Origin of the sequence: Steroidobacter sp. (assembly GCF_016790065.1) — a bacterium.
GTDB lineage: Bacteria > Pseudomonadota > Gammaproteobacteria > Steroidobacterales > Steroidobacteraceae > Steroidobacter.
Genome location: NZ_JAEUPY010000589.1, coordinates 1 through 5,871, shown reverse-complemented (window position 1 = coordinate 5,871; position 5,871 = coordinate 1). Strand labels below are relative to the sequence as shown.

The following is a 5,871-nucleotide window of genomic DNA, read 5'->3' as shown; positions in this document are numbered from 1 at the left end:
GGCGCCTTCACATAAGGCGCCACGTCCAACCAGAATCAGCTCTTCTTTTCGCGTGATTTATACACTTTGACCTGCTCGTTGAAGCGGGAGGCGGTGGACTCCAACTCCTCGACGGCGGCGTTGTGGCGCTTGGTATGGATGGCCTTGATCTGTTCGACCTGGTCGGCCGGTGCGTCGGGGCCAGCGGCCTCGATGCGGGTGTTCATTTCGCCTTCCAGGCAGCTCAGGTAGCTGGTGACCTGGGCGTTGTATTCCTTGATGGCCTTCATGCCGGTGACCATCTCTTCCTGAGTGGCGGTGGTGCCGTCGGGCAGTCCGGCGGGAGCTTTGGGATACGAGCATTCGGCGTTGGCCGCGACCGCCGTCAACAAGCCGGCGAGCAATGCGCCGGTAATAATGGTTTTGTTCATGACGATTCCTCTGAAGCTTACCGAGACTGACCGAAGCGCATCGAAACGGGCGAGCGCGTGGGTCAGGCGACCGGCATCTTAAGGCGGCGCGACGTAGCTTGGCTATGCTCAAAACGTCGACGCTGGTCCATGCTGGCCGACGCTGACCGCCGTCTATACTGGTCGAATGATGCTCACTGCCGCCGAACTGGACGCCGTCCGACTGAGCCTGTCGATTGCCCTGCGCAGCGTGTTGTTTAGCCTGCCGCTGGCCGTCCTCGTGGCTTGGGTGTTGACGCGTCGAGCGTTGCGCGGCCGGCTGTTGCTCGATGCGCTGGTGCATTTGCCGCTGGTGCTGCCGCCGGTGGTGGTGGGCTATGTATTGCTGTTGTTGTTTGGAATGCGCGGTCCCATCGGCGGCTGGCTATATGAGCACTTCGGCGTACAGCTGGTGTTCACCAGCGCCGGTGCAGCCTTGGCCACCGCGGTGATGAGCTTTCCGTTGATGGTGCGTGCCATTCGCATCTCATTGGAAGGTGTCGACGCGGGCCTGGAAGATGCGGCGCGCACGCTCGGCGCCGGCCCGTGGGATCGATTCTTCAGCGTGATGTTGCCGCTGATGTTGCCGGGCATTTTGGCCGGCGCCGTTACCGCATTCTCGGCCGGGCTCGGTGAGTTCGGTGCGGTGATTACTTTCGTTTCCAACATTCCCGGCGAAACGCGCACGCTGCCGTTGGCGCTTTACACTGCGTTACAAACACCGGGCGGCGATGCTGTCGCGGCTCGACTCGCGACGATTTCATTTTCGCTCGGGCTGATGGGCTTGATCGCGGCGGAATTCATCGCGCGGCGCGTGCGTCGCATGTTGGGTAGGTAACGCGCCGCATGTTTAGTATCCGCGCCAAGAAACGTCGCGACGGTTTCGTGCTCGATGTGGCAATCGACGTGGCATCGCCCGGTGTGGTCGCATTGTTCGGCCGGTCCGGCTGCGGCAAGACCACGCTGGCCAACATCATCGCCGGCTTGCTGCCGGCCGACGAAGCTCATATCGAAATCAACGGTTCGATATTGGAAGGCGGCGGCAAGCGACTGCCGGCCGAACAGCGTCGCATCGGCTATGTGTTTCAAGACGCGCGCTTGTTTCCTCATTTAAACGTGATGGCGAATCTTCGCTACGGCGAGAAGCGCGCGAAACCGCTCTCCACGGCGCCCCGCATTACGTTGGATATGGTCGCGCCGATGCTGGCGCTCGAGCCGTTGCTGACTCGACGGGTGCATCAACTGTCCGGTGGCGAGCGTCAGCGCGTTGCGCTAGGTCGCGCGCTGCTTTCACAACCTCAGCTGTTGTTGCTCGATGAGCCGCTGGCGTCGCTCGATGCCGCGCGTCGCGAAGAAGTGTTGCCGTATCTGGAAAAGCTGCGCGACGAGCTGGCGATTCCAATGATCTATGTCAGTCACCAATTCGATGAAGTGTTGCGGCTGGCGACGCATGTGGTGTTGATGGATCGCGGTCGCGTGTTGTCGCAGGGCTCATTGGACGATTTGAGTTTGCATCCGGAGTTGCGTGCCATCGTCGGTCCGGATGCGGTCGGCGCCGTGCTGCACGGGACGGTGGAATCCGTCGACGGCGGCACTGGGCTTGCGGACGTTCGCGTTGGCAGTGACTCGCTGCGAATCAGTTTGCGTGGGGCGAAGGTCGGTGCGGCTGTACGAGTTCAATTGCTCGCGCGCGATATCTTCCTCGCCACTAGCCGGCCAGAAAATCTCAGCGTTCGTAATGTCATGAGCGGCAAGATCGTCCGCATCCTGGGTGACGATGCGGACACCGATCTGGTCTATGTGGAGATCGGCAACTCGTGTGTGCTGTCCCGAGTGACGCGTGCTGCGTCGCTGTCACTCGGGCTGCGAGTGGGTTTGCCGGTGTGGGTGCTGGTGAAGTCGGTATCGATTCGCGGGCACGCGTTTATCGAAGCCCAGCAGCCCAAGTATCCGGCGGCCTGAGTCAGTAGGTGGTCACTGCCAGCTTGATCTGTTTCACCGTGCTGCCGCTGACTTGAATGGTCACCGGTTTGTCCGGCGTGACCGTGAACTCCACCACCTTCCGCAAGAGATTGCAGTTGCCGCTGCCGGTATGGCGATTGGACTCGAGCAACTTACCGTCGCCGAGTACATCGAGCCAGGCGGCTTCGGTGGCCGTCACTCGAATGGTCTGCGCGCGCGGCGACGTTACTTTGAACACGCCGGCGAAGGAGCCTTCCGGCACGGTGGCTTTGGCCGGCGCTTGCACGAAGCTGACTTTGCTTTGCTCGGCCAGGTCCAGGGAATACAGCTGATTCACGTCGAGGGTCGGAGCATTCGCTGCCGACACCGTGCGAGGCTTGCCGCCGAACAGTTTCAATTCCTTGCTCACGTCGAAGCGAAAGCCGCTGCAAGCCGGGCCGTCGGTGGCCGCCATGCCGCCCTGGTTGCTGACGATGCTGAAGCCGGCTTTGGTGAAGATGGCGCGGGCGGCGTCGCTGCGCAGGAACTTCAAGAAAGAAGCGGTATCAGGCGACGCACTGCTGGTGGCCGCGACCGGATAAGTGATGGGCGTGTGCGACGACTCGGGAAACAAATCGACGATACGAACTTGCGGTTCGACAGCAGCGTCAGTGGCGTAGACGATGCCCAACGGCGCTTCGCCACGAGCCACGTACATCAGCGCAACGCGAACATTGTCCGCACGGACCAGGCGTGGCTCGACAGCAGACCATAGCTCGAGATTACCGAGCGCAGCCTTGGCGTACTTACCCACCGGCACCGAATCCGGATCGCCGGTCGACAAGCGGCCGTTGGCGCCGAGCGTCTGGAGCAGCGGCGCGCCCTTCTCGAGCTTCAGCGTGACCTTGCTGTCCTTGGGCGCAATCAAGGCCAGGCGGTTACCGAGCAGGTCGGCGCGGGTGTCCGCCTTGAGCAGTTTGCGTTCCTGCAGGTAGTTCATCCAATCCTGGTCGGCCGAGAAAAAGGCGTCGGCGCGCGCGCCCGATTCGATCTGCTTGGCCAGCGCCGAGCTGGCGGCGAACGAAAATTTCACCGGCACCTGGGACTGCTGGGTGTACAGCGGGCCGATCTGCTGTAACACATCGGTCAGCGAGGCGGCACCGAACACGATCAACGGTTCGCGCTGCGCTTCGGCGGCCAGAGGCGGCTGGCCGAGCGTCAGCAGGGCCAAAACCAGCACTCTGGCCAAGTTGCGCGTCAGGGATTGGAGCATGGCACTACCTCGATGACGGCCGGCGCTTGGATCGCGGCCTGGGCTGCGTTACTTTCGCGCATCGCCCGCGGAGACAAGCGATGAGCCGGTTGAAGATTACCTTGCGCGTCGATTTCGATGCTGTCCATGCCATCGGACCAGGCAAGGTGGCGTTGTTGGAAAAGATGCGGGATTCGGGGTCGCTGTCGCAAGCGGCCCGCGATCTGGACATGAGCTACCGCCGGGCCTGGCAGTTGCTCGCCAGCCTGAATCAGACCTTTCGTGAGCCGTTGGTGCTCACCGCCACCGGTGGTTCCGGCGGCGGCGGTACTACGCTCACCGAATTCGGCGAGGCCATCGTGGCCGCCTATCGGCAGTTCGAAAAGGAAACCAACGCGCGGGCCGACAAGTATTTCGGTGCCATGCTCAAGACGGTGAGCTCGCAGCGCGAAGGGGCGCGACGCTCCATTACCAGGACGCAGCGCTCGCCGGCCACAGCAGCGGCGCGGCGAGCAACGGCATCCCGGTAACAGAGCTTCGCTCACTCAAAAGTCCAGCTTCAGCTTGAGGTAGTAGCTGCGGCCTTCTTCCGGATAGCCATAGGCCAGCTGGAAGTTCTCATCCAACAGATTGCGGCCGCCGATCGCCAGTTGCCACTGTTCGCCGATGCGGTACTGAACCTGCAGATTGGTGAGCACGTACTCGCCGACCTTGGCGTAACCGCCGCCGGTCCGGTCGCTCCAGCGGTCATCCGCCAGCTCGACGTTCGGCATCACGGTGAGTTCCGGGATGGGCTGGTAGCTCAGGAACACGAAGCCGGTGTGATTCGGCGTGCCGACCGGACGCAGGTTCGGTTGCAAAGCGTCGGTGATCTCGCGATGCAGATAGCTGTAGTTGGCGCCGATGCGCAGCTGCTCGTTGAGCTGTGTATCCGCGCTCAGCTCGATGCCGTAGCTCTCGCCGTCGCCGACGTTCTGCGTCTGGGTCAGCTGTGGCGAAGGCTGCACGATCACCGTTTGGATCATGTCGCTGAGGTCGTTGAAGAACACCGTCGCCGACAGCGTGGTCGTATCCCACTGCGTGCCGCTTTCCCAACCGATTTCGAAGTTGGTGCCGCGCTCTGCCTTCAGATCCGGATTCGGCACGGCGGTGCCGAAGCGAGTGCTGAAGCGTTCGAAGATGGTCGCGAAGCGCGAGCGTGACGAAATGGACGCGTGCAACTGAGCTGCGTCGTTGTAACGCCAGTACACCGCGGCCTGAGCGTTCACTGCATCGCTGCTGCCGGTCGGGTAGTTGAAGATGCCGAGCGTGGTGGAATAGTCGTTGGCTTCTTTCAGCTCGTTCTTTTCATAGCTCACGCCGACCACGGCGCTGAGTTGTGATGTGAACTGCTGCGTATCTTCCAGCGCCACCGACCAGGTGTGCTCGCGAGTGCCGGTCCACGGTTCGTTGGTGGCGAGTGTCGGATGCGTCGGGCGGTTGTAATTAACTTCCTGATGCTCGTCGGTGCGGTAATGAACCGCCGCTTTCAACGTATTGTTCTGGGCCAGCGGCACGCCGACCTCGACACTGCCGCCGTACCCTTCATCGTCATAGGCGCTACGGAAGCGGCCGTTGGCGGATTGCGTGGTGTACGTCGCGTCGTCGTAAGCCCACAGCGCGTTGTCGAACGTGTTGTAGAACAAGCGAGTCTTCAAATAGCTGCGCTCGCCGAGCTGCGTGTGCGATAGCCAATAGATGCTCTCGGTATCCCACCACGGCCAACGCCAGTAGCTGTTGGGCGGATTCGGCGGGCTGTTGAAGACTTGTAGCGGCGCGCCTTTCTCACCTTGTTGGCTGGTGTAGCTCAGGCTGTATTCGTCGGTTTCATTCGGCGTGTAGCCGGCTTTGACATTGATGCGCCAATCGTTGGTTTCCGAGCCGTTGCGCTTGCCGCCGTTCTCCATGGCGGTGGGGCGGAAATCATTCGACAGCCGATAGCCGTCTCGGTCCATGTAGCTGCCGCTGGCTTGCAGATAATAGTTGTCCTGCCGCGTACCGATGCTGGCGCTGCTGCTCCAACCTTCGTAATCGCTGCCGCCAAACATCGCGGCGCTCTGGAAGCTGCCTTCGAATGTTTCAGTCGGTTTGCGAGTGACCAGATTGATGGCGCCGCCCAGGCCGCCGGGGCCGTCGAGCACCGAAGCGTAGCCCTTGCGGATCTGGATCTCGGCCAGGTCCATCGTCAGGAAGCGGTTGAAGTCCAGACGG

At 61.8% G+C, this 5,871-nt stretch carries 6 protein-coding genes; 3 read left to right on the top strand and 3 right to left on the bottom strand.

The window, feature by feature from the left end; genetic code table 11:
• Positions 1–35: 35 nt before the first annotated feature.
• Positions 36–410 carry a hypothetical protein gene (locus JNL55_RS24395; RefSeq protein ID WP_293860328.1) on the bottom strand — a complete coding sequence of 125 codons (375 nt, stop codon included), beginning with the start codon at positions 408–410 and terminating at the stop codon, positions 36–38.
• 166 nt (positions 411–576) lie between these two features.
• On the opposite strand from JNL55_RS24395, the gene modB reads away from it, so the two are divergent.
• Together modB and modC are read left to right on the top strand one after the other, a co-directional pair.
• Complete coding sequence (gene modB, locus JNL55_RS24390; protein WP_415923160.1) at positions 577–1,266, top strand: molybdate ABC transporter permease subunit; 690 nt, start codon at positions 577–579, stop codon at positions 1,264–1,266.
• An 8-nt stretch (positions 1,267–1,274) separates the two neighbouring features.
• Entirely contained in the window at positions 1,275–2,390 is a 1,116-nt protein-coding gene (modC, locus tag JNL55_RS24385) for a molybdenum ABC transporter ATP-binding protein (RefSeq protein ID WP_293860322.1), read from the top strand.
• 1 nt (position 2,391) lies between these two features.
• On the opposite strand, the gene modA is transcribed toward modC, so the two are convergent.
• Entirely contained in the window at positions 2,392–3,642 is a 1,251-nt protein-coding gene (gene modA / locus JNL55_RS24380; RefSeq protein ID WP_293860319.1) for a molybdate ABC transporter substrate-binding protein, read from the bottom strand.
• 80 nt (positions 3,643–3,722) lie between these two features.
• On the opposite strand from modA, the gene JNL55_RS24375 reads away from it, so the two are divergent.
• Entirely contained in the window at positions 3,723–4,151 is a 429-nt protein-coding gene (locus tag JNL55_RS24375) for a winged helix-turn-helix domain-containing protein (RefSeq protein ID WP_293860316.1), read from the top strand.
• A 15-nt stretch (positions 4,152–4,166) separates the two neighbouring features.
• Here the strand turns inward: JNL55_RS24375 and JNL55_RS24370 are convergent.
• The coding region (locus JNL55_RS24370) for a TonB-dependent receptor (RefSeq protein ID WP_293860313.1) at positions 4,167–5,871 on the bottom strand (1,705 nt) is incomplete at its 5' end.